This is a genomic window from Robertmurraya korlensis, from assembly GCF_023715225.1.
Classification (GTDB): domain Bacteria; phylum Bacillota; class Bacilli; order Bacillales; family Cytobacillaceae; genus Robertmurraya_A.
Genome location: NZ_JAMBNS010000012.1, coordinates 1 through 21,933, shown reverse-complemented (window position 1 = coordinate 21,933; position 21,933 = coordinate 1). Strand labels below are relative to the sequence as shown.

Here is a 21,933-nt window from a genome sequence, read left to right as displayed (position 1 = left end):
AGTCTTGAGAGGTGAACTTATGAGTGATAAGGAAGCGACCATACTTGGATTGATTAAGAGAGATCCATTTATATCTCAAAATGAGTTGGCGGAAAGGACGGGCTTATCTCGTTCGGCTGTTGCTGGTTATATTTCTTCTCTTACAAAGCAAGGAAAACTATTAGGTCGGGCCTATGTATTACCTAATAAAAAACAGGTGATCTGTATAGGCGGAGCCAATGTGGATAGGAAAATGCAAGCGATCGATAAGCTTCAGTTAGGAACATCCAATCCTGCTAGTACTAGTAATTCTTGTGGAGGGGTGGCAAGGAACATTGCTGAGAACCTGGGAAGACTAGGATTAGATGTTTCTCTTATGACGGTTGTAGGTGATGACCATGAAGGAAAATGGTTACTAGACTATACAAGGTCTTACGTTGATATAGAGCCTTCAAAAATTCTTCCTAATGAATCAACAGGAACGTATACGGCTGTTTTAGATGTGGATGGGGAAATGGCAGTTGCTTTAGCAGATATGGGCATTTATGATTCTGTCGATATAGAGTTTGTTGAAAAGCGCTGGGGTTTTCTTGCATCTACAGAGCTTGTCATGATTGATACAAACTTTCCGTCTGACGTACTTGCAAAAGTGATTGATCGTTGTAGAGAGGAAGCGATTCCCCTCGTGATTACTCCTGTTTCAGCTCCCAAAATTAAAAAGTTGCCACAAAATCTTGATGGTGTGGCTTGGCTAATCGCTAATAAGGACGAAGCAGAGGAGTTAGCGGGGACACCAATCAAGGACGAAGGTGATTTTTTTAAAGCTGCAGAAGCAATTATGAAAAAAGGCGTTGAAAGAGTGGTCATTTCTCGCGGAGACAAAGGACTTATTTACTTTACAAAGGCAAATGAAGCGGGTGTATTGTTACCGCCAAAGGTCGAGGTTGTAGATGTAACTGGTGCAGGAGATGCACTGGTTGCAGGAATTGTCTATGCCTATTTACGCGAGTTAAAAACAGAAGATGCCTGTAAAATTGGAATGGCATGCTCGATGTTAACTTTAGGTACGGAGGAAACAGTTAACCCGGCATTGAATCATCAACAGCTACAAGAAGCTTTTCAACATAATTTCCACTAAGGAGCAAACAAACATGGAAAAATACTTAGAATACTCACAAGAAGTTTTAGAAGCGAAAAAAAATAATGTCCCAGTCGTGGCATTGGAGTCAACCATCATCTCTCACGGAATGCCGTACCCTCAAAATGTACAAACGGCAAAGGAAGTAGAAGACATTATTCGTAAAAATGGTGCGGTACCAGCGACGATTGCAATTTTAGATGGAAAAATAAAAATAGGCTTATCAGACGAAGAGTTAGAAATGCTTGCTACACGAAAGGACATTGAAAAGGCGAGCCGTAGGGATTTACCTTACTTAGTAGCGACGAAGAAAAATGGAGCAACAACAGTAGCGGCAACAATGATCTGTGCAGAGCTTGCAGGGATTGAAGTGTTCGTAACCGGTGGGATTGGTGGAGTTCACCGTGAAGCTGAAGTAACGATGGATGTTTCAGCTGACCTTCAAGAGCTCGCTCAAACGAATGTGGCGGTTGTATGCGCAGGAGCGAAATCTATTCTTGATATTGGTTTAACACTCGAGTATTTAGAAACGCATGGCGTGCCAGTTGTTGGCTTTGGTACCGATGTCCTTCCGGCTTTTTATACAAGAACAAGTCCTTTCCAAGTGAACGTTCAAGTGGAAAATGAAAAAGAAGCAGCAAGCATGATTCGTACAAAGTGGGAATTAGGATTGAACGGTGGAGTGGTTATTGCTAACCCAATCCCAGAAACAGATGCGCTCGAGGAAGAATTTATCAACGGTGTCATTGAATCGGCATTAAAAGAAGCGAAGGAAAAAGAGATTGCGGGTAAAAATGTCACTCCATTCCTTTTAGCAAAGGTAAAAGAACTTACAGAAGGAAGAAGCTTGGAAGCAAATATTGCATTAGTTAAAAATAATGCTGATGTTGGATCAAAAATCGCTGTTCAACTTAACACTCTATCTTAAAAATTATTTTTGAGGAGTCAGTCTCATAAGGACTGATTCCTTTTTTATTTGCATAAAAATAATACTAGATTTACAAACTTCGGATGCGTGCACTCTAACGAACGAAATGTTCTTTAAAAAATCAGGAAAGTAAGATAGAAGGAGAATGGAGATGAAAACCAAAGAGAAATGTTCATTATAACGAAAAAATGGTCGTTTTAGAGTGTTTAGTTTACAAGCACTACCGTCTAAAATAAAAGTAAGGTATTCTTTATATAGAACAAAAATTGATAGAATAAGAAACGAAAACTATTAGAATAGTAGGTGGCGGGAATGTACCGGAAAAACTGTGACAAATGTTATCGCCCTTCGTACAGCAGTTCGGAAGCTGGGGAATGGATCTGTCCAATATGTGGTCATAATCTAACGAAGTTACCTTTTTTTGATGCAGTAACTCTGGAAAGGGTACATGTAAATATCATTCCTATCCAAAGAAAATTAAAAGCATATGAAAATCAAAAACTAGGAATAAAGACTTAATTGGTAGAAGTCAGAAAATTTTAAAAAATAAATTCGACAGTGGGCGACATGAAGACTTATGATTTTTGTACTGGAACTTACAAATGTAAAAAATTGTATGTATCCATTGGAGCTCAATTGTTCTTTATGGAGGACCGTGTCGAATAGTGTAACTAAAAAGTTGGGAAATTTTTAAAGTGTATGACAAATTTTTACACAAATTACTAATTTCGAGTAGTAAAATGATTGATAAGTGAATCACATAGGGTACGAGAACAACAGAAAAAGGCAAACCTTCTGAAAAGGGGGGACGCAAAGTCGCAGGTCTAAGGTAGTTAGAAGTTTTTTGCTAAGACGGCTGGACTGCCTGGAATACGATCGTATTTTAGGGGGAGATTTAGGGATGTTGGAAACGAGTGAAATTACGGTAGAAGAGTTAGATTATGAGTGGATGATGCTGATACTTGAGGCAAAAAAGCTAGGCCTAGAAAAAGATGAGATTAGAAGATTTTTAGGTGAGAATGAAATCAGAGGGTAAAAAGATACTAGCTTACTTAGCAGGTTGTTTCATACATAGAATGAAAGTATTTCTATTAGGGTCGGACCATATGGGAATGCTTTTTATTTTGAAAAAAAAAGACAAAATCACCTAGATTTTGTCTTTTTGCATTAGTTATTATTTGATTGATTGCTTCTCCATTTATTAAACTCAAGAAATTCTTTAAACTGATCCTTTGAAACCCCGGAGTTCATAGCCTCTTTCACAAGCTTCATCCAATCAGAATCTAGTTCGTCTTTATTTGGATGCTCGTGTATAAGATGGTCAACTGGTACATGAAGGACAGCTGAAATTTTCTCGAGAAATTGGATAGAAGGATTCGTTTGTAAATTTCTCTCTAATGAACTTAGGTATGATTTAGCGACACCAGCTTGTTCAGCTAGCTCAGACATGGACATTTTTTTTTCAAGACGAAGTTTCTTAACACGATCTCCAATCATCTAGATCACTCACCTATCTCTCTGTATGAATTCATAATAGCAAAAAAATTTCGTTAGTTCCATATTCAGAACGAAAATAGTGGGTTCCGTTCTTAAAAATTCTTTAGTTAGTCACAAATAAATGGTTATTACCGTACTAGTGATTAAAAGCTGATTAACTTTAACCTTCTATGTAGCATTATACACAATACCATTCGTATTGTAAGTGATAATTGTGGGGGTAACTAAAAAATTTCCACTGTCCACCCCAGACGAACAAAACCACCCAATCTGTCCACGAGCGGTGACAGACACCATCAAAGGACAGATTGGCCCATTTTGTCCACGAAGGGTGACTGACACCCTTTTATACCCGGGATGGGGGTGGTTGAAACCTATTTTTTTTGTTCGACAAATTCTTTTTTTGTGTTTGTTGATTTTAAAGGGGGGAAAGGAATTCAATCAAACGTTTGATTGACTATTGTTTGCGGTTATCTAACAAAATTAGACATAGGAATGCTTTGCTAATATAGACCGATAGAGAGTACAATAAAGACTATACATTATAGGGATTTGGGAAGTGAGATAAATGATTGTTTTAAAATCACCTCGTGAAATAGAGGCCATGAAAAAAGCAGGGGAGCTTCTGGCTGCTTGTCATAAAGAAATTAAAAAAATGATCAAACCAGGAATAACAACTTGGGAAATTGACCAGTTTGTTGATAAATATTTAGAGAAGCATGGTGCTATTGCTCAGCAAAAGGGTTATAGAGGGTACGAGTACGCTACATGTGCTAGTATTAATGATGAGATTTGTCACGGCTTTCCAAGAAACGAACCTCTAAATACAGGGGACATTGTCACTATAGATATGGTTGTCAATGTGAACAGTGCCTTAGCAGACTCTGCGTGGACATATATCGTCGGAGAAGCTTCTGAAGAAACAAAACGCCTTGTAGAGGTAACAAAAACTAGCTTATACAAAGGTATTGAAGCAGCCGTCCTAGGAAATCGAATCGGAGATATTGGGCATGCGATTCAAACCTACGTGGAAGGTGAGGGATTCTCAGTCGTAAGAAACTTTATTGGTCACGGAATTGGCCCCTCCATCCATGAAAAGCCAGATGTTCCGCACTTCGGGCTACCAGGAAAAGGTCCTCGCATAAAAGAGGGAATGGTATTTACGATTGAACCGATGGTTAATGTCGGAAGCTATGAAACAAAGATGGATTCCAATGGTTGGACAGCTCGTACTGTGGATGGGAAAAACTCAGCTCAATTCGAGCACACTATTGCCATCACGAAGAATGGCCCAATCATTCTAACAGATCAAGGTAAATAATTAATTCAAATAACAAAAAACTATATGAAACATGATGGAGGAAGACCCATGACAGAAAACCATGAAACAGAAAAAAAGAAAATAAGCTTACAAGAAGCGATTAAGCAACAACTAGAAAAAAAGAAAAATCAGCAAGCAGGTGGAAAAGCTAGCGCCAACGGTCCGGCCACCACAAAGAAAATGAAAAGCCAACAAACCAAAAAGGTGAGCAATCAACGCCGTAAAATGGGTGTATAATACGCAGTTACTAAAAACAGGGAACAGCATATAACTAGTGCTGTTCCCTTAAATGTTTTTATCAAACCTTATTCCTCATCTTGTACTTCGCCATCGCCAATCTCATCTTCTCCAGGTTCGTCGTCACAAGCAACAACAGACGTCACTAGAAAACCAGCCAGTAAAATCATAAGAAGTTTACGTATCATACAAACATCCCTCCTTTCAAAATATGGATAACCCAAACATAGTATTTGGAGGTCCTATCCAATCTATTCCCCTATCAATCCTATAGTCGAAGCGAAACTTAGGAGTAAAGGGCAATAGAAATGGAGTCGAACAATTTGTATACTTAGGGTAATAATGAGTGTAGAGGGAGTAACCATGAGATTAATTCGAATTGATGAATATGAGCCACGCACCATGCAGTTGGCCAAACCGATTTTTGATCGGCAGAAAAGGGTGCTTCTAGCAGCAGGACGCTCGATTCATCCAACATACTTGCAAAAGTTAATCGATCTTGATATTCGATATTTATTTATAGAGGATGCGGAGTCATTCGGAATTTCGATGGAGGAGATGCTCGATGTTCCAACCTGGGTGGATGCCGTAGATGTACTACAAACGGTTTATAAAGCAGTAGAGAAAAAGGAAGAACTTCCGATAAGGCCTATTCAACAGCTCGCGATTAAGCTGGTTGAGGAAGTAAACAAAAGAAAGGCCATTCTTTTAATTCCTGCCTCTTCTTTAGCGGAAGATCTACGAGAGTATGCCCACTCGGTTAATGTCACCCTTCTTGCGTTGCAAATGGCAAAAAAACATCAAATATCTCAAATGCAAATACGTGATTTAGCAGTGGGAACATTACTTCATGATATAGGAAAAGTTCTAACTCCTATAGAGGATGATCATCCAAGGGTAGGGTTCGAATATTTACGAAAAACAAGAGAAGTGAGTTTGCTTTCTGCTCATGTGGCCTATCAGCATCATGAAGCCTTTGATGGTAGTGGAGTACCTAGGGGATTACGGGAAAAAGAGATCCATGAATTTGCTCAAATTTGCAGCATTGCAAATCTCTACGAGAATGCATTATCGAAAAAGGGAATTCCTCCCCATGAGGTAATGGAGTACGTAATGACAAAAAGTGGAACGCTTTTTAGTACGGATCTTGTTAAATTATTTGTCCAAGAGGTGCCACACTTTATTCCAGGGACGAAGGTCATTCTTAATAATGGCCGAAAAGCGATTGTCACGAAAGTAAAAGGAAATCTTCAAAGACCGTTCGTGCGATACTTAGATTCAAATGAAGAAGTTTCGTTAGGGGAAAATCACACATTATTAATCACAGAAGTGTTGAACCAGTAAAAAAGAGCCGAAATTCGGCTCCTTTTTTGTTATTGTTTTCTTAGATTCCCTAACTCTTCCGCTAATGCTTGCGTTTCACTCGGGCTAAACGAATCTCTTTTCATGACTAAATCATAAATTTCTTTTAGCTCTTCATACATATTCTCATCAAAATGTGATGGTTTAATGGCACCTAAATTTAATACCTTTAACTTTTCTTTTATTTTTTCAATCATATATTCCACGTTTTCTACTGATTTCTCAGACAAGTTCATTGTTCGTTCTCCCCTTTTTCTTCAAGCTTGTAAAATTATCTTTCCATGTTCCCCTATAAAAGTCAAATGAATTTCGGCAACTTCTTGTACGAAAGGTTGAAAAGCTTTTCCTTTTCCTACAAAATGTAGAAAGGAGGGAAATAGTTATGGTTAAAGTTTTATTTGTGTGCCTCGGGAATATTTGTCGTTCACCAATGGCAGAGGCGATGTTTCGTGATTTAGTGAAAAGGGAAGGATTAGAACATAAAATAACGGTTGACTCTGCGGGTACGGGAGATTGGCATCTTGGAAAGCCTCCCCATCAGGGAACACAGGATATATTAAGTCAGCATCAAATAAGTTTCGAAGGTCAGGTGGCGAGACAAATCGCTGCGGCTGACTTGAACGAGTTTGATTATATTGTGGCCATGGACTCTCAAAATGAAAAAAATATACATAAGCTGAAATCTCTTCAGTCGAGTGCCAAAATTGTAAAACTTCTTGATTATGTTCCAGAGGCAGAAAAAGTGGATGTTCCAGACCCGTACTTTACCGGGAACTTTCAAGAAGTGTTTGATTTATTGAAAATCGGCTGTGAACGTTTATTAAAAGAAATTCAAACGAATGAGAATGCAAGCTGGGAGGGAAAATGAGATGAGTGGAACAAAGAAGTTTTGGACAGGTGTTCTTTGGGGAGCTCTTGCTGGAGGAGCAATCAGTTTACTTGATCGTGACACCAGACAGGCTGTTGTACAAAGTTGTAAAAAGACAAGTGGAGAGCTATCCTATTATATCAAGCACCCAGATGAAGTGGTCGAACAGGTGAAGGATGCAACAACCAAAATTCGTTCAACCGTTGAACAAGTGAGTGGAGATATTTCTTTTATCGCTGACAAGGTCGAGGAACTTCGCGAAGTGACACCAGCAGTAAAGGGGATTGTCAAGGAAACAAAAGAGGTTTTCCAAAACGTAGAAGAATAATTCAAAGTAAAGAAGGGGGAATGGAATGGTTATTAATCTGAGATTTCTTACCTTACTTACAAAAAGAGTACTGCAGGATGATGTATTTGGACTGGCTGCACAGCTAGCCTACTTCTTTCTGCTTTCTTTATTTCCGTTGCTAATATTTTTAGCGACGTTGATTTCGTTTTTACCCATTTCTCAACCAGAGCTCTTAGGGTTTGTAAAAGATTTTGCTCCAACAGAAACCTTTACACTTATCGAAACGAACTTAAACGACCTGATGGAAAAAAGGAACGGAGGCTTGCTCTCTTTCGGGATTATTGCCACCATATGGTCAGCCTCCAATGGCATTAACGCCATTGTTCGGGCATTTAACCATGCGTATGATGTAACAGAGAGCCGCTCCTTTATTGTCGCAAGGGGCATGTCTATTTTATTAACCTTTGCGATGATTTTTGTCTTTATTGTCGCTTTGTTGCTGCCTGTTTTTGGGAAGCAAATCGGCATATTCTTATTCTCTTCTTTTGGTTTATCAGATGAATTTTTGTCGATTTGGAATGCGCTTCGATGGGTGGTTAGTTCGCTTATTTTGTTTACCGTATTTGTTGGTCTGTACTGGATCGCGCCAAATAAAAAATTTAAGTGTGTCCGTGCGGTGCCTGGTGCCATTTTTGCAACCATCGGATGGGCGCTCGTTTCGCTTGCTTTTTCGTACTATGTAAGTAATTTCGGTAATTACTCGGCAACATACGGAAGCATCGGTGCCATCATCGTATTGATGATTTGGTTTTATATGTCAGGAATTATAATAATTATTGGTGGAGAGATAAACGCACTTTATAGCAAAATGAAGGACGAAGCATGTTAAAAAGCCGGGGATCATCCCCGGCTCTTTCTATGATTTCAATAAACGTAGGCTGTTTAAAATAACAAGAATCGTACTACCTTCATGTCCAATGACCCCAAAAGGAAGGTCTAAAAATTGGAGGAAGTTTGAAGCAATTAACAACATGATGACGGTGATAGAAAAAATTACGTTTTGCTTAATAATTCGATTCATTCTTTCAGATAGGGTAATCGCTTCAGCAATACGAGGAAGGTCGTTTTTCATTAACACGATATCAGCTGTTTCAAGTGCCACATCTGAGCCTTCACCCATGGCAATCCCCACATTGGCGGTGGCTAGAGCAGGTGCATCATTGATTCCATCCCCAACCATTGCAACCGTACCAAAACGCTTTCGAATGTCTTTTAATTTTTCCACCTTTGTTTCTGGCAGGCATTCAGCAACGTATTCATTCACATGACTTTCTCCAGCGATGGCTTCAGCCGTTTTTTCACTATCCCCTGTTAGCATGATGGTATAGATCCCTTTTGCTTTTAACAAATCAATGGCCGCTTTTGTTTCGTCACGTACCACATCCTTTAATGCAATAAGAGCAACAAGTGTTTCATTTTGCTTCACAAAAACAATCGTTTTCCCTTCAGATGCAAGCTGTTTGGCTATCCCATTAGAAAAGCTTTCTGCCTCCATCTTGCCAACAAAGTCAGCTTTCCCAATTTTCCAATCCATCCCATCAAGACTTGCTCTCACACCATATCCCGATACATCTTCAATGCTATCCGGATGATTGAGCATAGCACCTGTTTCTTTTTTTACAAAAGAAACAATTGCCTGAGCTAGTGGATGGTTCGAATGATTCTCAATGGATGCAACGGCTTGTAAAAGGGACTGCCTTTCCAAGTCATCAACAACAATAATATCTGTTACCTCAGGCTTTCCTTTTGTCAGTGTCCCGGTTTTATCAAAGGCAATGGCCTGTAGGTGGCTAAGGTTTTCGAGGTGAACCCCGCCTTTAAAAAGAATGCCGTGCTTCGCGCCATTCGAAATGGCAGATAAGGTGGCCGGCATGATCGACGCCACTAACGCACAAGGGGAGGCAACCACAAGTAAGATCATCGCCCGGTAAAAGGTTTCCGTCCAACTCCAGCCAAGAACATAATGAGGAACAAACATCATAAGAACAACAACCGCAAGAACGACTTTTACATAAGTTCCTTCAAATTTTTCAATGAAAAGTTGAGAAGGTGATTTTTCGCTTTGTGCTGATTGAACCAACTGAATGATTTTTTGAAATAAGGTTTCGCTGCTTGGTTTCGTGATTTCAACGGTAAGAGATCCATTGACATTCACCGTACCAGCAAACACTTCTTCGCCGATCCCTTTACTTACAGGAATCGATTCCCCTGTAATAGCAGCTTCATCTAAGTTGGATTGGCCTTTAATAATCTTCCCGTCTGAAGGGACGCGCTCACCAGGCTTTACTAAAATATGATCGCCAATACGAAGCTCGCTTACATGAACCGTTGTCTCATGATTTCCACGAATGAGGAGTGCTTCTTCAGGCTGAAGCTCCATTAATGCGGAAATCTCCTTGTGGCTCTTGTTCATCGTGTAAGTCTCAAGTGCTCCACTCATCGCAAAAATAAAGATAAGAATGGCACCCTCTGTCCAATAACCGATAATCGCCGAACCAATCGCAGCAAAGATCATCAACATTTCTACGTTCAGTTCCTTGTCTGCAATCGTATCTTCTATTCCTTCCTTGGCCTTAGCAAATCCACCAATTACAAAAGCGAACAGAAAGGCAACAATAGAAACGGTCGACCAATCCATTTTTTCTAATATCCAACCAACCGCAATGAGAACCCCACTAGTAATAGCTGCAATTAATTCAGCATGGGGCTTCACTTTTTCTAAAAAGCTTTCATTTGCTGTGATCGGTCTCTCTAAAGCCTTTAATTCTGTATTCATATTCTCTCCTCCATTCGTCTAATTGAGAAAAATAATCAAAGTCATTACCCCTAAAAAACACGAAAGCTGTCATCTAATGATGACAGCAGAATTACTTGGGTTGCATTTTATTAAGTTCATCATACCATATATTTTATGAGTTCAGAAGGGATTTGCTTATTATATTTTTCTTCCCTAGAACCGATAGGTATAAATCACTTTACATACATTGTAATAGTTTTAATTTTAAAATGAGTAAAAAGTTAGGAATCAGGCACTTTTTTCACTGGCTAAGTTTACCTTCATCCGTTTTCCAAACACAACAATCACCAGGAAGATAGAAAAAAGAAGTGTGCTGACGATATGGAAAAAGCTGATTTGTTTAAAGGCTTGAATGATGACTCCTCCAATAGAAGGTCCTGTTAAGCTTCCCAGGCTAAAGGCGATCCCACAAAGCAAATTTCCTGTAGGTAAAAGATTTTTCGGCATAATATCAGTCATAAACGCTATTCCAAGAGAGAATGTTGAGCCTACCACCATACCAGCAGAAAGGAAACAAATAAATAAACCAAGAAATGATTCTTCTAAAAAACTTGCTGCCGAGAAGCTTGTAAATCCAAGAAATAAAATAACGGTTAACACTTTTCGGCGACCAAAGCGGTCACTAAGGATGCCAAGCGGTAGCTGTGTAATAATCCCACCAACTGCGAAGGAAGTAAGTAAGATAGACACCTCTGACACGTCAATACCAGATCTAAGGGCATATACCGGGAAAATTCCATTCAAGGAAGATTCCAAAAAGCCATACGCAAGGGGCGGTAAAAAGGCAACCCAACCGTACTTAAGAGCTTGCCCAAATCGTTTTCCCGTGTCCTTTAGTCCACCGACCCCCTCGTCATTCTCCGGGTACTCATTTTTCAAAGCAAAAATAAACACCCATCCCACAAGACACATGGCTGATGAGATGATAAAAGGAAGGGAGGGACTAATGTTAACAAGCGGTGTCATGAGTGGTCCTACCGCAAACCCTATTCCAAAAAACAGTCCGTACAAAGAAAGATTTCTACCTCTCGTTGCTTTAGGTGAAGAAGAAGTAATCCAGGTTTGTGTCGCAAAGTGAAGGGCGTGATCCCCTATACCAATGAAAAAGCGGAGCAAAAGCCAAAACCAAAAGTTTTGCCACAAAGGAAACAGGGCAAGGGCAACGACGACCAATAATCCCCCAATTAAAATAATGTTCTTATATCCGAACTTTCGAAGCGGCTGCTCCATAAAAGGAGAGGCTAGAAGAATTCCTATATATAAAGCTGTAGCATTCATTCCGTTCATCCCAGAACTAATCCCGCTTTTTTCAAAAATAACCGCGACTAATGGCAGCAGCATTCCTTGGCTGAAGCCTGAAATCGCTACAATGCTAACAAGGATCCAGAAAGCGTGTTTACTATTTTTCATATCTTGTTTCTCCTTCATATTTCTTCTCCCATCATACAAGAATACTTCGGAGGTTGAAACAAATTTTTAAGATGAAGTTCTTTTTAAAAATGGAAAAATAGTGTAATCTCATGTGTAGGAAAATCATATTGAGGTGAGAAAATGGAATTTCATATGAAGGATGTCGGCTTTTACACAGAAACACCATATGGAAGATTAGATGTGGCAGGCGATGAAGCTTACGGATTTCGTCCTTATCAGCTTTTAGTGGCTTCTGTTGCCGTCTGCAGTGGGGGAGTTCTCCGAAAAGTGCTGGAGAAGATGCGCATGACGATTGAAGATATACACATTGCTACAGACGTAGTAAGAAACAAAGAGGAAGCTGATCGAGTTGAAGTGATTAAAGTTCACTTTACGATTAAAGGTGTGAACCTAGACGAAAAGAAAATTCATAAGGCAATGGAATTAACGCGGAAAAACTGTTCGATGGTTCAATCTGTGATTGGAAAAATTGATATTATTGAGACGTTTGAAATTGCTTCAAAGTGATCATAAAAGGGAGGGGCAGAGTTTTTCTGCCCCTCGTTTTACATGGTTAGCTCTTCTGGCTCACTGCCTGCTTTTTCAAAATAAAGTATTCTTTCTGGTTTAAAAGCTAATAATACGTAATTCGGATCATCCGAGCCTGACATCCATTCAGCTAACGAGTCATCCCAAAATCTTTTACGAAGGTCCGGTGATTCCTCAACCGAGGAGGTCGCTTCAATTTCGCAGTAATGACTGGTGAAGCTTCCCGCTTCGAGACCGAGTAAAATATGAACATTTGGATTGGTATTCATGTCATCGAGTTTATGGGTATCTTTGTGTGTGGCTGCATACAATGTCAACCCATCATGGAAAAAGAGCATAAATCGGCTAAACGGTTTTCCGTCTTGAATCGTAGCTAGCGTTCCAATCGCGTGTTTATCAAACATATGTAGTACTTTATCTTTCACATTCATGACGATCTCTCCTTTTAAGAAGCTACCTATAATCTGTCTCGTAACCGAGTTTTTATAACTGATAAATTTTACATGGAAGAAGGAAGACATTATGGCAAATAAAGTGTTCTTGATATTGGTCCTTGTAGGTGTGCCATTATCTGTGATCGGTACAGTGATGCACTGGTCTAGTATTATCATGTTTATTATCTACTGTTTAACGATTATTGCGTTATCTAGTTTTATGGGGAGAGCGACCGAAAGCTTGGCTATAGTTACAGGACCTCGAGTAGGGGGATTATTGAATGCGACCTTTGGCAATGCGGTGGAGTTAATTATTTCTGTATTTGCGTTAAAAGCAGGATTGACGGGTGTTGTGCTTGCCTCATTGACCGGTTCTGTCCTTGGTAATCTTTTGTTGGTGGCAGGACTTTCGTTTTTTGTCGGGGGACTAAAATATAAAAGACAAACCTTTAATGTGTTTGATGCAAGACATAATTCCGGATTATTAATGTTTGCCGTGATTGTTGCATTTGTGATACCCGAAGTATTTTCGATGACCATGGAACCAACAGAAAAAATGTCCTTAAGCGTGGGTATCTCAGTGATTTTAATTCTTTTATATTTAGCGGCTTTATTTTTTAAGCTGGTTACTCACCGAGGGGTCTATCAAACCACTCAAGAAGGTGGAGAACATGAAGATGAGGTTCCAGAGTGGGGAAGAAACAAAGCGATTGGAGTTTTATTTATTGCCACACTTGCTGTCGCTTATGTTTCAGAGAATCTTGTTCATACTTTTGAAGTGGTCGGTGAAACCTTTGGATGGACGGAACTTTTCATCGGGGTTATTATTGTGGCCATTGTTGGGAATGCTGCCGAGCACGCATCAGCGGTAATTATGGCTTATAAAAACAAGATGGATATTGCGGTAGAAATTGCGGTCGGTTCAACACTACAAATATCGATGTTCGTTGCCCCTGCGCTCGTGTTAGTGTCATTATTTTTCCCCACACCGATGCCATTAGTGTTTACAATACAGGAGCTGATTGCAATGGCATCAGCTGTGTTATTGTCGATTATCATCGCAAACGATGGAGAATCCAACTGGTTTGAAGGAGCTACCTTACTTGCTGCCTATTTTATTATGGGAATTGGATTTTATTTATTATAAAGGCTCTTTAATAAACGCCAAAAAAGACTCTGTATCAAGTAACGGTACAGAGTCTTTTTTTATTTTTTTTAAGTAATATTTACATTTCCAAGAATATGTTGGACAAGGTCGGAATAAAAAGATACAGACGCTTCTTTTCTAGTTTATCAACTCCCTCTTTATGATGATGGTTTCGTTAAAGAAGAGACGAATAACAAGATAAACTACAAACCTCCTTTTAAAAAGTGATAAGCGTATGCTCTGCTATCCTCCTTTGTTAAGAATGTAAGCTAATTATAGCTCAAAAAGTTTTTTATGTAAATATTCAGAACATTACAATATTGTTACAATTTGGCGAAAGGGGGCTTATTTACTCGTTGTTTATACATCGCTTATTGTTCTATGTTGGTGGACTTGCTGTTTTGACTTTAGGTGCTTCTCTGACCATAAAAGCGGATCTTGGTGCAGGCCCTTGGGACTCACTGAATGTTGGATTGACTCATTTGCTAGGGCTAACGGTTGGTGGTTGGTCCATCATTATTGGTCTTCTATTAATTTTCTTAAATGCTCTGATTAAGAAGAAGATGCCTGAAGTATCCTGTGCCATCACGGTAGCTATTAGTGGGATTTTTATTGATGGGTGGCTGTTATTTGTGTTTGATGCGTTTCACCCGGTAGGATTCTATCCTAAGTTCATAAGCCTTACCGTAGGAATCCTACTGATTTCTTTAGGCATCGCCACGTATATACAGGCCAGATGGCCACTAAGCCCAATTGATGATTTTATGATTGCCTTGAAAGAGAGATACAAGATTACTCTTGGAACTGCCAAAACGATTGGGGAGGTTCTAGCACTATGCTTTGCCGTTCTTCTTCATGGACCAATTGGGTTGGGCACATTTGCTGTGGCACTTGGTCTTGGGCCGTTTATTGCTTTTTTTAGTTTAATGTGGGAAAGAGTTTTGATTAAGAAATGGTAGAAGTTTTTGGCAAATGGATAATTTGAAGGAACTCCGAAAAAACTAATATCAAATCTATGAGTTAGCTGAAAGGAGTTCCACTACATGAGAAAGTTATTGTATGCGCTAGTCGTTGGCTTTCTTTTCTCGCTCTTATCTTTTTCCACCATACACGCTGAAAAACCAGCTGCACCTGAAGCAAAAAAGGAAAAGCAACAACAGGTTCAAGTTCCAAACTCAGTACTAAACATTACAAAAGAAAATACATATCCAAACCCAACGCAGGATATGCCGACCTTGCAACCTAGTGAACTGACGAAGGATTTAATTGAATCTTCTAAAGTGAAAATTGAAAACCCAGAATTGATTCGCATGTTAAATGAAACGACTGTGAACAGTACACCATTTGCTGTCGGTTACCGTGCAATCATTTACTTAGGGCAGTGGCCGTTAAATTACGAATCAAGCGAAACGGCACCGAACTGGGAATATCAAAAAATTAATACGAATTATGTAGACAATCGTGGTGGAAACACAAACTACCAAATGCATTATGTGCAAGAAATGCAGAAAATTGTACGAGGTGGCTTAACATCCAAAGTGGCTAATGCAGAGGATGTAAAGAAAATGATGCTGTTAAAGGCTGCTGAAAAAACCGGTCTTCCTCTCGCATTTGAGACTGTCGTAGGCGGCGGAACGAAGAAGGATCATGTATACAATGTACCACCGAAACGCCTTGGTTACCTGTATGGTTACGCGCCGGCTGTGAATGAGAAAGGAAAGGTCACTTACGGTGAAGTGTATATCATGCTTAAAGGCAGCAAAAAAATGATTGTAGTGAAAAATGTAACGTCGCAAGGAATTGGTGCTTGGATTCCGGTTCAGGACCATGTTTCATTTGGATTCATCGCACCAGATAAGCCGAGATAAAATAAAGGGTCGATCACTCAACTTGGTGATCGACCTTTATATTTTAAAATAGAGCTTTACGTGTAGAAAAATCCATGTCTTTATAATAACTGTTTTTCACTAACACATTCGGTCCCAGACAGCGAGCGGCGGGGCAGTGGCAGCTTAAGCTTTTTGCCAAGTCCGTCTCAAGCCATTTATTAAAAATGCCAGGTAACTCATCCGTTTGAATATTTCCGAGTGGTGGAGTATCACCAAAATCGGTTACGATCACATCACCTGTGAAAATATTAATATTGAGTCGTGAGCGTCCATCGGGATCATTGCGGACCGTTACATTTTTTGCACGATAAAGCTTTTGTAATAGAGCTTGATCTTCTTCGCTTGTGTTACACGCATAAAATGGTAACGTTCCAAACAGCATCCATACGTTTTCGTTACGGAAGTCTAGTAATCGATGAACGGCTTGGCGAATTTCGTCTAGCCCGAGAACTTCTAGATTTGATGCAAAGTCAGATGGATACATCGGGTGTATCTCATGACGTTGACACTTCATTTCCTCAACGATCTGCTCATGAATACTTTCTAAGTAGGGAAGAGTCCGTTTATTCAGCATCGTCTCGGCTGATACCATCACTCCAGCCTCGACCAATGCACGGCTGTTTTCAATCATCCGATTGAAAAGTGCGGCACGTTGCTCGCGTGTAGGTTTCTTCTCCATCATTGCAAACCCACCGTCAATAAAATCATCCACCGTTCCCCAATTATGTGAAATATGAAGAACATCTAGATAGGGACTGATTTTATAATAGCGTTCACTATCTAATGTGAGATTTGAATTTATTTGAGTACGAACACCACGTGAATGGGCATACTCAAACAAAGGAAGCACATAGTTCTCAACAGACTTTAGTGAAAGCATAGGCTCACCACCTGTAATACTAAGCGAGCGAAGATGCGGTATTTCTTCAAGTCTTTGAATTAATAAGTCAATGGGCAAACCTTTAGGATCCTTTGGCTGCAAGGTGTAACCAACTGCACAATGCTCACAGCGCATATTGCAAAGTGTGGTTGTTGTAAATTCTATATTTGACAGGGTCATTTTCCCGTGTTGTTCCATATCCATATAGGCTTCCCAAGGATCATATTGGGGAGTGATGGCTGGTTTGTTAATTGTCTTCATCGATTCTCTCCTTTTTCAAGATCATCCTTTGCTATTATCAATTTGTATGATGAATCTGTCAATCCATGTTCAAGTTCTTCGAAAAATGGGAAAAATAGAAGCAAACAGCCTTGAAAGTTGGAAGGAATTTCTGTAGGATGAAAAACGAGTGAAAGGAGCGAGTCGAATTGGGTAATAAAGTTAGCGATAAAAATTCACAGGTTACATTTTTAAAACAACGACTAAATATGTTTATTGAAGTATTAGATGCGATTGAGCCAGAAAACACAGAGCTAGAAGATATCGATCGTTTGATTGAAATGATTGATGATCTAGAATCAAAATGCCGAGAATTTAATAACCGCGATGAATAAATGATAAAGTGTAGCTAAGTGTAGCTGCACTTTTTTTCTATGATGAAACTTATGTTAGTTGTACTCGTACATATATATAGAAAGGATGTGGAAAATGTTGAATATGGGAGATTTGTTATTTCAGATAGTATTCATGCTATTAATGGTCGGATTTGTTACTGTGTTTATTTACATACTTGTGAGCTATCTAAATCGTTCGAAGAAACCTTCATCTTCAGCAATTGAAGAGAAACTTGACCGTATTATTGAATTGCTCGAACAGGAGAGAAAGAGGGAATAAAAATCTATGTTAAGTAGAAGTCAGTTTGGGATTATATTAGGGTTTGCCATTATTCTTGGTATCATTGCGGCATTAGTTGACATCCCATTTTGGATACTAATCGTGGTGATCCTCTTGATTACTATGGCTGTGAGCTACTTGCCAATCATGATCAACCTTTATATCACTGACGATATGAAAAAGGTGGAGAAGTTTTTAGAAGCTAGATTAAATCAGCCGATTTTTCACTTTTATTATGCGTTAGCAAACGAAAATGATTTTCAGGTAGAAAAAGCACTTCGTGACGTGCGTGAAAAATATAAAAAAGGTCATTATTATACGATTTATTCTGTTACATATGCTGCATATAAAGGAAAGTTAATAGAAGAAAGAGACTCCATTGCTCAGATCAAGCAACCAGCATTAAGAGTGTATTATGAGGGGCTGTTGGCCATCGAGGAGGATGAATTAGACCGTGCTTCGCAACTCGCTAGTGAGCAGAAGAAACCGTGGATGAAAGAAGCAATATTAGCCGACGTGGCAGGCAAACGTGGGGAGCGCGATCTCGAAATCAAGCATCAGCAGGAAGCCATTCGCTTGACACAAGGGCTTCAGAGATATTTGTTGGTGAAGAAGTATGGGGTGGGGCGGCCGTGAATTTCATGGCCTTTTTCTATATTCCAAGGAGCGTATGGAACAAATTGCCGAAATAATCCTCAAAGTCGCCGATATAATAAAAAACTCGCTGATAAACTGACCTACATCATACATTCCTTATCTGTAACCGATTCCAGCTAAACCCTTTCCATCAAATCGTGATAGGAGTATAATATGTGATGGGGAAATGTTGAAAAATTCATACTTATTTTTTTAGATACATGGGGAAGGGGAACCAGTCATGAATATCGAGAAGTTTCAGGAAAGTATGTATCAACTCATCGTAGAAACATCAACAAAGTTACCAAGAGATGTTCGTCGTGCCATTCGTGCGGCGAAGGAAAAAGAGAGCGCAGGTACACGCTCAGCGATGAGCTTAGCCACGATTACAAACAATATTAGTATGGCAGACGACAATGTGTCGCCAATCTGTCAGGATACAGGTCTTCCAACGTTTAAAATTAAAACACCTGTTGGAGCCAACCAAATCGTAATGAAAAAAGCAATTAAAGAAGCGATTGCTCTGGCAACGAAAGACGGAAAACTTCGTCCGAACTCAGTGGACTCACTAACAGGGGATAACAGTGGAGACAATCTTGGAGAAGGTACCCCTGTTATTAAGTTCGAACAATGGGAAAAGGATTATATCGACGTGCGCCTAATTTTAAAGGGTGGCGGTTGTGAAAATAAAAATATTCAGTACAGTCTTCCAGCAGAGCTAGAAGGACTTGGTCGTGCCGGCCGTGATCTAGATGGAATTCGAAAATGTATCATGCACTCCGTATATCAAGCTCAAGGACAAGGCTGTAGCGCTGGTTTCATCGGTGTCGGTATCGGGGGAGACCGAACGTCTGGTTATGAATTAGCGAAAGAACAGCTATTCCGTTCGGTAGACGATGTGAATCCTAACGAAGACCTTCGAAAATTGGAAGAATACGTGATGAATCATGCTAATGAATTGGGAATTGGTACGATGGGATTTGGAGGGGAAACGACTCTCCTTGGCTGTAAAGTAGGTGTTATTAACCGTATTCCTGCAAGTTTCTTCGTATCAGTAGCTTATAATTGTTGGGCATATCGCCGTTTAGGAGTAGAGGTGAATCCAGAAACAGGTGAGATCAATAGCTGGATGTATCAAGAAGGAGAGAACGTAGATTTTGCTGCAGAACAAGAAGCACAAGCACAAACAGCTGCTTCTCAAGAAACAGAAAATCGCGTGGTTACTCTTGAAGCTCCTATCACGGAAGAGCAAATTCGTGAACTTCAAGTGGGCGATGTTGTAAAAATTAATGGCATGATGTACACAGGGCGCGATGCCATTCATAAATACTTGTCTGACCATGATGCACCCCTTAGCCTTGATGGACAAATCATTTATCACTGTGGACCGGTTATGCTAAAGGATGAAGAAGGCAAATGGCATGTAAAGGCTGCTGGTCCAACAACCAGTATTCGTGAGGAGCCTTACCAAGGAGATATCATGAAGAAATTTGGTATCCGTGCGGTTATAGGAAAAGGCGGAATGGGTTTAAAAACTCTAGCCGCATTAAAAGAACACGGCGGTGTGTACTTGAATGCGATCGGGGGAGCAGCCCAATACTATGCAGATTGTATTAAATCGGTTGAAGGTGTAGACCTTATGCAATTTGGAATCCCAGAAGCGATGTGGCATTTAAAAGTAGAAGGTTTTACAGCTGTTGTGACAATGGATTCCCATGGAAACAGCTTGCATCAAGATGTGGAAAAGTCATCTTTAGAAAAGCTGGCTAAATTCAAAGAACGAGTCTTTTAATATTGGATCGAGTGCTGTAGGAGCACTCGATTTTTTACATAACGGAGGGAAAAATGAAGGGGAAGATTATCTTTTTAAATGGTGTATCGAGTGCGGGAAAAAGCACTTTGTCAAAGAAAATCGTAAAGCTTCTTCCTAACTATTTTCATTTTAGTTTGGACGACTACGATAACATTATTGAGAGGATGGAAGAACGCGGAACGGACCGTCTAATCCCCGTTCCAACAGAAACGTTTTTCCACCGGTCGATTGCCATGTTTTCCGATCAAGGCATTAATCTAGTTATCGACCATGTGCTGCACGATCGTGAAACGATATCAGATGCCTATCATACATTGAGAGACTATCCAATCTATTTTGTTGGTGTTCATTGTCCTATGGAGGAACTGGAAAGGAGAGAATTAGCACGTGGCGACCGAAGAATTGGACAAGCAAGATTACAACTTCAATTTGTTCACCAACAGAATGAAGCTTATGATTTAGAGGTGAATACTTTTACAAACGGCATAGAGAAGAGTGCTCAGGTAATTGCTGAATTTGTATTAACTAACGAAGCTTCACTCGGTTTTTCCAAATTACATGAATGATTTTCTCTCTAATTACGGACAATAAGGAAAACTTGTACTGTGAGAGGGGACTACAGATGAAAAAGCTGTTAGCCATCCTTTTTTCCTTATTGCTTAGCTTTTCGACCATCGTCTCAGCAAGTGTCTCCAATGCTCCCATTCACTGGGGCTTTAAAAAATCTTCAAATGAAGAACCGGTCGAAGCCGGAAAAGAGTATGATGAGCTTTTAGAGAAGTACGGAGCCTTTTATAAAGGTGATTCAAAGAAAAAGGTCATATTCCTAACCTTTGATAATGGCTATGAAAATGGGTACACAGCCAAAGTGCTTGATGTGCTGAAGAAAGAAAAAGTGCCAGCCGCCTTTTTCATTACGGGTCATTACTTAGAAAGTGCCTCTGACCTTGTGAAGCGGATGGCTGATGAAGGTCATATTGTTGGTAATCATTCGTATTATCACCCAGATATGACGACCGTAAGCGATGAAAGATTTTATAGAGAGCTTGAAAAAGTTCGTGCAGGTACGGAGGAAATAACCGGTGTTAGACATATGGTGTACCTTCGCCCACCTCGAGGGGTATTTAGCGAACGTACCCTGATGAAGGCAAAGGAAATGGGGTACACGCACGTTTTCTGGTCTCTCGCTTTTGTTGACTGGTACCGTGACGACCAAAAGGGCTGGCAATATTCTTATAATAATGTAATGAAGCAGATTCATCCGGGAGCGGTACTTTTGTTGCACACGGTATCTAAAGACAATGCCGATGCTTTGGAAACCATTATCAAGGATTTAAAAAAGAAAGGTTATACCTTTAAAAGTTTGGATGAGTACACTCGCGGTGAGGCAATGAAGGATCCGATCTTTAAGATTAGGAAACGAAATAAATGATAAATTTTGATGCGGATATCTTTGATGTCCGCATTTTCCTTTGGAAATTAAATATTAAAAAGGTATTGTGTTCTATCTTAGAATTATGTAAGATATACTTCTGCTTCGAAATTTGAAGCTCTTTAAAAATTAATTTGAAAACAGAAGTTGACTTCTGCGAATTAAGATGATATAGTATACATGTAGCCGACAACAACGACTCGAAACTTTTAAAAAGTTTTTCGTAGAAGTTGACAATGGTGAAATGATATTGTAAGATAATCAAGTGCTTAATTGAACCTTGAAAACTGAACAAGAGAACAACAAACGTCAACGTTTTAATTTTAAGTTTTAAACTTTTAAGAGCTAATCTTACTCTTTATTGGAGAGTTTG

25 protein-coding genes and 1 riboswitch are annotated in these 21,933 nt (G+C 39.6%); of the genes, 19 read left to right on the top strand and 6 right to left on the bottom strand.

The features are described 5' to 3' along the window. Positions 1-19: 19 nt before the first annotated feature. The 3 genes from M3175_RS19205 to M3175_RS19195 all read left to right on the top strand — a co-directional run bounded on the left by M3175_RS19205 (position 20) and on the right by M3175_RS19195 (position 3,081). Positions 20-1,117, top strand: a complete 1,098-nt coding sequence (locus M3175_RS19205; RefSeq protein ID WP_251522556.1) for a carbohydrate kinase — start codon at positions 20-22, stop codon at positions 1,115-1,117. A gap of 13 nt (positions 1,118-1,130) precedes the next feature. Continuing rightward, the gene (locus M3175_RS19200) at positions 1,131-2,045 is read left to right on the top strand and encodes a pseudouridine-5'-phosphate glycosidase (RefSeq protein WP_251522554.1); all 915 of its coding nucleotides are present in this window, start codon (positions 1,131-1,133) and stop codon (positions 2,043-2,045) included. 775 nt (positions 2,046-2,820) lie between these two features. Further along, positions 2,821-2,914, top strand: a riboswitch (cyclic di-GMP riboswitch). After that, a complete protein-coding gene (locus M3175_RS19195; protein ID WP_306663968.1) occupies positions 2,890-3,081 on the top strand; it encodes an anti-repressor SinI family protein in 192 nt (63 codons plus the stop codon). Its footprint overlaps the riboswitch before it by 25 nt. A gap of 131 nt (positions 3,082-3,212) precedes the next feature. On the opposite strand, the gene M3175_RS19190 is transcribed toward M3175_RS19195, so the two are convergent. Beyond that, entirely contained in the window at positions 3,213-3,542 is a 330-nt protein-coding gene (locus M3175_RS19190; protein WP_066052684.1) for a helix-turn-helix domain-containing protein, read from the bottom strand. A 568-nt stretch (positions 3,543-4,110) separates the two neighbouring features. Here M3175_RS19190 and map point away from each other — a divergent pair. The 3 genes from map (at position 4,111) to M3175_RS19175 (ending at position 6,444) form a co-directional block, all read left to right on the top strand. Beyond that, the gene (gene map, locus M3175_RS19185) at positions 4,111-4,863 is read left to right on the top strand and encodes a type I methionyl aminopeptidase (RefSeq protein ID WP_251522552.1); all 753 of its coding nucleotides are present in this window, start codon (positions 4,111-4,113) and stop codon (positions 4,861-4,863) included. A 48-nt stretch (positions 4,864-4,911) separates the two neighbouring features. After that, positions 4,912-5,100, top strand: coding sequence for a hypothetical protein (locus M3175_RS19180; protein ID WP_119706722.1), 189 nt, complete (start codon positions 4,912-4,914; stop codon positions 5,098-5,100). A gap of 363 nt (positions 5,101-5,463) precedes the next feature. After that, positions 5,464-6,444, top strand: a complete 981-nt coding sequence (locus M3175_RS19175; RefSeq protein WP_251522550.1) for an HD-GYP domain-containing protein — start codon at positions 5,464-5,466, stop codon at positions 6,442-6,444. 29 nt (positions 6,445-6,473) lie between these two features. Here M3175_RS19175 and M3175_RS19170 read toward each other — a convergent pair whose 3' ends face one another. After that, positions 6,474-6,698, bottom strand: a complete 225-nt coding sequence (locus M3175_RS19170; RefSeq protein WP_119706724.1) for a DUF1128 domain-containing protein — start codon at positions 6,696-6,698, stop codon at positions 6,474-6,476. 146 nt (positions 6,699-6,844) lie between these two features. Between M3175_RS19170 and M3175_RS19165 the strand changes: the two genes are divergently transcribed. Genes M3175_RS19165 through M3175_RS19155 form a run of 3 tightly spaced genes read left to right on the top strand, consistent with a single transcriptional unit; the run spans position 6,845 to position 8,508 of the window. After that, positions 6,845-7,330, top strand: a complete 486-nt coding sequence (locus tag M3175_RS19165) for a low molecular weight protein-tyrosine-phosphatase (protein WP_251522548.1) — start codon at positions 6,845-6,847, stop codon at positions 7,328-7,330. Between the two features lies 1 nt (position 7,331). Further along, complete coding sequence (locus M3175_RS19160) at positions 7,332-7,658, top strand: YtxH domain-containing protein (protein ID WP_251522546.1); 327 nt, start codon at positions 7,332-7,334, stop codon at positions 7,656-7,658. A gap of 25 nt (positions 7,659-7,683) precedes the next feature. Beyond that, entirely contained in the window at positions 7,684-8,508 is an 825-nt protein-coding gene (locus M3175_RS19155) for a YihY/virulence factor BrkB family protein (protein WP_251522544.1), read from the top strand. A gap of 27 nt (positions 8,509-8,535) precedes the next feature. Here M3175_RS19155 and M3175_RS19150 read toward each other — a convergent pair whose 3' ends face one another. Beyond that, positions 8,536-10,455, bottom strand: a complete 1,920-nt coding sequence (locus tag M3175_RS19150) for a heavy metal translocating P-type ATPase (RefSeq protein ID WP_251522541.1) — start codon at positions 10,453-10,455, stop codon at positions 8,536-8,538. Between the two features lie 249 nt (positions 10,456-10,704). Beyond that, the gene (locus M3175_RS19145; protein ID WP_371321712.1) at positions 10,705-11,886 is read right to left on the bottom strand and encodes an MFS transporter; all 1,182 of its coding nucleotides are present in this window, start codon (positions 11,884-11,886) and stop codon (positions 10,705-10,707) included. Between the two features lie 141 nt (positions 11,887-12,027). Between M3175_RS19145 and M3175_RS19140 the strand changes: the two genes are divergently transcribed. Further along, on the top strand, positions 12,028-12,414 hold the full coding sequence (locus M3175_RS19140) for an OsmC family protein (RefSeq protein ID WP_251522536.1): 387 nt from the start codon (positions 12,028-12,030) through the stop codon (positions 12,412-12,414). A 38-nt stretch (positions 12,415-12,452) separates the two neighbouring features. Here the strand turns inward: M3175_RS19140 and M3175_RS19135 are convergent, their stop codons facing one another. After that, positions 12,453-12,866 carry a pyridoxamine 5'-phosphate oxidase family protein gene (locus M3175_RS19135; protein ID WP_251522534.1) on the bottom strand — a complete coding sequence of 138 codons (414 nt, stop codon included), beginning with the start codon at positions 12,864-12,866 and terminating at the stop codon, positions 12,453-12,455. A gap of 91 nt (positions 12,867-12,957) precedes the next feature. Here M3175_RS19135 and cax point away from each other — a divergent pair, with 91 nt between their 5' ends. The 3 genes from cax (at position 12,958) to M3175_RS19120 (ending at position 15,884) form a co-directional block, all read left to right on the top strand. Next, a complete protein-coding gene (gene cax / locus M3175_RS19130) occupies positions 12,958-14,016 on the top strand; it encodes a calcium/proton exchanger (protein ID WP_251522532.1) in 1,059 nt (352 codons plus the stop codon). Positions 14,017-14,372: 356 nt separating this feature from the next. Beyond that, positions 14,373-14,975, top strand: a complete 603-nt coding sequence (locus tag M3175_RS19125; protein ID WP_251522530.1) for a YczE/YyaS/YitT family protein — start codon at positions 14,373-14,375, stop codon at positions 14,973-14,975. Positions 14,976-15,059: 84 nt separating this feature from the next. Next, the gene (locus tag M3175_RS19120; RefSeq protein WP_251522528.1) at positions 15,060-15,884 is read left to right on the top strand and encodes a YfkD famly protein; all 825 of its coding nucleotides are present in this window, start codon (positions 15,060-15,062) and stop codon (positions 15,882-15,884) included. A 43-nt stretch (positions 15,885-15,927) separates the two neighbouring features. On the opposite strand, the gene yfkAB is transcribed toward M3175_RS19120, so the two are convergent. Continuing rightward, positions 15,928-17,046: a radical SAM/CxCxxxxC motif protein YfkAB gene (yfkAB, locus tag M3175_RS19115; protein WP_251522526.1), complete on the bottom strand. Its 1,119-nt coding sequence runs from the start codon at positions 17,044-17,046 to the stop codon at positions 15,928-15,930. 167 nt (positions 17,047-17,213) lie between these two features. Between yfkAB and M3175_RS19110 the strand changes: the two genes are divergently transcribed. The 6 genes from M3175_RS19110 (at position 17,214) to pdaA (ending at position 21,560) form a co-directional block, all read left to right on the top strand. Beyond that, complete coding sequence (locus tag M3175_RS19110; protein ID WP_251522524.1) at positions 17,214-17,399, top strand: SE1561 family protein; 186 nt, start codon at positions 17,214-17,216, stop codon at positions 17,397-17,399. Positions 17,400-17,493: 94 nt separating this feature from the next. Continuing rightward, a complete protein-coding gene (locus M3175_RS19105; RefSeq protein WP_251522522.1) occupies positions 17,494-17,679 on the top strand; it encodes a DUF4083 family protein in 186 nt (61 codons plus the stop codon). 6 nt (positions 17,680-17,685) lie between these two features. Then, positions 17,686-18,315 (top strand): hypothetical protein, encoded by a 630-nt coding sequence (locus M3175_RS19100; protein ID WP_251522520.1) that lies wholly within the window; start codon positions 17,686-17,688, stop codon positions 18,313-18,315. A 241-nt stretch (positions 18,316-18,556) separates the two neighbouring features. Further along, positions 18,557-20,107 (top strand): fumarate hydratase, encoded by a 1,551-nt coding sequence (locus M3175_RS19095; RefSeq protein ID WP_285852356.1) that lies wholly within the window; start codon positions 18,557-18,559, stop codon positions 20,105-20,107. A gap of 53 nt (positions 20,108-20,160) precedes the next feature. Beyond that, on the top strand, positions 20,161-20,694 hold the full coding sequence (locus tag M3175_RS19090) for a chloramphenicol phosphotransferase CPT family protein (protein ID WP_251522518.1): 534 nt from the start codon (positions 20,161-20,163) through the stop codon (positions 20,692-20,694). Positions 20,695-20,750: 56 nt separating this feature from the next. Beyond that, positions 20,751-21,560 (top strand): delta-lactam-biosynthetic de-N-acetylase, encoded by an 810-nt coding sequence (pdaA, locus tag M3175_RS19085; protein ID WP_251522516.1) that lies wholly within the window; start codon positions 20,751-20,753, stop codon positions 21,558-21,560. The last annotated feature ends 373 nt before the right edge of the window (positions 21,561-21,933 follow it).

Coding starts and splice junctions, on each gene's coding strand:
- M3175_RS19205 (WP_251522556.1), top strand. CDS start 20: ATGAGTGATAAGGAAGCGACCATACTTGGATTGATTAAGAGAGATCCA.
- M3175_RS19200 (WP_251522554.1), top strand. CDS start 1,131: ATGGAAAAATACTTAGAATACTCACAAGAAGTTTTAGAAGCGAAAAAA.
- M3175_RS19190 (WP_066052684.1), bottom strand. CDS start 3,542: ATGATTGGAGATCGTGTTAAGAAACTTCGTCTTGAAAAAAAAATGTCC.
- map (WP_251522552.1), top strand. CDS start 4,111: ATGATTGTTTTAAAATCACCTCGTGAAATAGAGGCCATGAAAAAAGCA.
- M3175_RS19180 (WP_119706722.1), top strand. CDS start 4,912: ATGACAGAAAACCATGAAACAGAAAAAAAGAAAATAAGCTTACAAGAA.
- M3175_RS19175 (WP_251522550.1), top strand. CDS start 5,464: ATGAGATTAATTCGAATTGATGAATATGAGCCACGCACCATGCAGTTG.
- M3175_RS19170 (WP_119706724.1), bottom strand. CDS start 6,698: ATGAACTTGTCTGAGAAATCAGTAGAAAACGTGGAATATATGATTGAA.
- M3175_RS19165 (WP_251522548.1), top strand. CDS start 6,845: ATGGTTAAAGTTTTATTTGTGTGCCTCGGGAATATTTGTCGTTCACCA.
- M3175_RS19160 (WP_251522546.1), top strand. CDS start 7,332: ATGAGTGGAACAAAGAAGTTTTGGACAGGTGTTCTTTGGGGAGCTCTT.
- M3175_RS19155 (WP_251522544.1), top strand. CDS start 7,684: ATGGTTATTAATCTGAGATTTCTTACCTTACTTACAAAAAGAGTACTG.
- M3175_RS19150 (WP_251522541.1), bottom strand. CDS start 10,455: ATGAATACAGAATTAAAGGCTTTAGAGAGACCGATCACAGCAAATGAA.
- M3175_RS19145 (WP_371321712.1), bottom strand. CDS start 11,886: ATGAAAAATAGTAAACACGCTTTCTGGATCCTTGTTAGCATTGTAGCG.
- M3175_RS19140 (WP_251522536.1), top strand. CDS start 12,028: ATGGAATTTCATATGAAGGATGTCGGCTTTTACACAGAAACACCATAT.
- M3175_RS19135 (WP_251522534.1), bottom strand. CDS start 12,866: ATGAATGTGAAAGATAAAGTACTACATATGTTTGATAAACACGCGATT.
- cax (WP_251522532.1), top strand. CDS start 12,958: ATGGCAAATAAAGTGTTCTTGATATTGGTCCTTGTAGGTGTGCCATTA.
- M3175_RS19120 (WP_251522528.1), top strand. CDS start 15,060: ATGAGAAAGTTATTGTATGCGCTAGTCGTTGGCTTTCTTTTCTCGCTC.
- yfkAB (WP_251522526.1), bottom strand. CDS start 17,046: ATGAAGACAATTAACAAACCAGCCATCACTCCCCAATATGATCCTTGG.
- M3175_RS19105 (WP_251522522.1), top strand. CDS start 17,494: ATGTTGAATATGGGAGATTTGTTATTTCAGATAGTATTCATGCTATTA.
- M3175_RS19100 (WP_251522520.1), top strand. CDS start 17,686: ATGTTAAGTAGAAGTCAGTTTGGGATTATATTAGGGTTTGCCATTATT.
- M3175_RS19095 (WP_285852356.1), top strand. CDS start 18,557: ATGAATATCGAGAAGTTTCAGGAAAGTATGTATCAACTCATCGTAGAA.
- M3175_RS19090 (WP_251522518.1), top strand. CDS start 20,161: ATGAAGGGGAAGATTATCTTTTTAAATGGTGTATCGAGTGCGGGAAAA.
- pdaA (WP_251522516.1), top strand. CDS start 20,751: ATGAAAAAGCTGTTAGCCATCCTTTTTTCCTTATTGCTTAGCTTTTCG.